Raw genomic sequence first — 2,404 nt, 5'->3', positions numbered from 1 at the left:
CCATGCTCAGCTCGAGGCACCCGCCATGGCGGCGTGACCCAAGTAAACCACCCTCCGGCGAAGCCGGGGCGGTTCACAGCAGGCAGGCTTTTCAGCAGCCTGCTAGGCTCGCTCCAACTCTCGCTCAAACAAACTCAAACTTCCTGGGCAGGCCACCTAGCGCGCGGATACAGAACGCAAACAAACGCAACAAGCGAAGTTCCGAAAAGCGCTTGATGTATAAAAAAATTTCTGGGTATGTTGAAGAGAAGCTCGTAACTTAGCTGGCTCCCGAGCAGCCACACACCCGCAAATATCGACGTTGCGATTGAAACAACCCACCAATCGACCTGAGAGTTCAGTTTTCCAATCATGGATACTACTAAGCAAGCGCCAAGTGGCGCAAATCCGTATATTAATGCATAATAAAGACCCTGCTGTGCGAACAAAGTTGGGACAAAATTTTCAGGTTTAAATATTTCAGCTTTGTACATTGCAAAGGAAATAAACAAGAAAAAAATATAATTCAACACGCTCGCGGCATACAATTTCGCCGCTGTGCGCAATTTCAAGCGTGCACTAGTAACGGATCCGTTTCCTGAAATGTATTCTGGAATTACAAACCTAAGTCCTACTGCGAATACTGCAGCAACCCCAAGAGCTCCTTGCAAAAGCAGCACAAGATTTCCGAAGATAGTTTGTATGTCCGAGTTTAAGGAGAATACAGGTCCTAACCATTCGAGTTTGGTTGGCCACTCGAGGTCGAGGTGTTGGAAAAGTGCAGGGATCTTAGGGACCAGATAAAGGTAAGCGGCGCATAACGCCACGAAGATGATGAGCCGAGCCATGATGGAAGGTGATTCGCTTGGCCGCGCGGCAGAAGCAAAATGCACGTGCCCAGGCCCATGCTCATTCCCGATCAATATTTTTTCTTCCACCTGCCGTAGCGCTCCTTCGGTCGTAAGCTCGCCAATGGCACGTGATGCATGAAAGAGCAGTTGATACTGAACAATCTCAATGTAATTCAGTCGCTTTGTCATTTCGGGCGGCACAGGGACTGGATAGTCGTAGGCAGCCTCAAGTGCAGTTGTCACTGTACGTAAGATGCTGTCCGGCCCTCGCTTATCGACGGGCAATGCATTCTTCGCACGATCAACAATCCGCTCTGTGCTTCTTCTGAGATCGTTTTCTAGAGAATTATTGATGCCAAATATATAAAAAAATCCTCGTCGATAAAAATTCACAGACGCACTGATGTAGTTGCTAAATAGTGCTATTGCAGTAAATAATATGAAAAAAGGATCGAGTAGCGGATTCTCATGTTTGAGCTGCTCCGAAATCCAAGCAGAAATGCCAGACGATAACGAGCCAATGACATAATCACCCAGGAATTTATTAACAAGAACTTCTTTAAACGCTCTCAACAACTCACTAAATGCGACGAAGGCCACAAAGAAGACCGCAGCAATAGGTAGACTGTAGGCGACTCGCCATGCGCGATAGCCGCGTCTAGACATAATCTCTTTCAGAAAAAAGAAGGAGAGGGGGCGCTCCGGATCGCGAGCCGGACTACGTTCATCAAAGAAGTGGCTCAGTAGCCATGCCGTGAGTATGCCTACGATAGCCGCAGAAAACAGCCATCTTGGGTCACTAATAATTTGATCGGGAGGAGTAAATCCAAGAAAAGATCTAAGACGAAATATTAACTGACACAGGCCGTCTTCGGCTGCGCACGACTGAGCTGCCATGGAGTACACCCAACCTTACGACGCTAACTTTAGCAGCGTCCGTTCTGGCACTGTGCGTACGCTGGTTCTGCTTGATAAGTGAGGCTAAGACTAATGCCAAAAACGAGCAAAATGGCAGCGGCAACTAAGCCAATCGCCGCATACCCCTTTTGCTGTTTAGTGCCTCGCTTTAACATGTTGGCTCTCCGATACGCGGTTAGACGCCGCCTAGCATGCAGGTAAAGCCCTGACGTGGCAGTGCTCACGGCGCCTGCGCCAAGATGATCTAGTCACAGCCGCATGGCAACGCAATCTCAAGGGCGGGCGCGATTGAGGCCCACGGACGCGGTGCGGCCTGGCCGCGTTGTAGTGCCGCCAGCGCTAATCAGAACCTCGGCTTCCCGCAACGAATAGAATATCTCCGGGTCCAGCAGCTCATCCCGCGGCTTGCCATTGAAGGATGCATTGTAGCCGTTTTCCCAGGCGCTGCCGGGCTCGATAAACAGCGTCTTTACGCCGACCCGGCCGAGCCAGCCGCAAACTTCCTTCCCCACGGACCCCGGCCCTTTGTCGGAGCGGATGTGCCCGGGCGGCTCGCGCTCGACGAACAGGTCGCACAGGGGCACCGTCAACTTGTCGACCCTTCGGCCGCCGCGCTGGCATGCCGAAGGCGACGCGCAGCAGAGTTTAGGCAGCAG

Annotated in this window: 1 protein-coding gene and 1 pseudogene; both read right to left on the bottom strand. The window is 51.4% G+C overall.

What is annotated here, in order from left to right; all coding sequences use genetic code 11:
• Positions 1–134 precede the first annotated feature (134 nt).
• On the bottom strand, positions 135–1,727 hold the full coding sequence (locus JMJ56_RS32960) for a hypothetical protein (RefSeq protein ID WP_202836095.1): 1,593 nt from the start codon (positions 1,725–1,727) through the stop codon (positions 135–137).
• A 207-nt stretch (positions 1,728–1,934) separates the two neighbouring features.
• A pseudogene (locus tag JMJ56_RS32955) lies at positions 1,935–2,404 on the bottom strand (integrase core domain-containing protein); the annotation flags it as partial.

It is taken from the genome of Belnapia arida (assembly GCF_016773205.1).
In the GTDB taxonomy this organism is placed as follows: domain Bacteria; phylum Pseudomonadota; class Alphaproteobacteria; order Acetobacterales; family Acetobacteraceae; genus Belnapia; species Belnapia arida.
The sequence above is the reverse complement of the archived record's forward strand: the minus strand, read 5'-3'. Positions and strand labels throughout refer to the sequence as shown.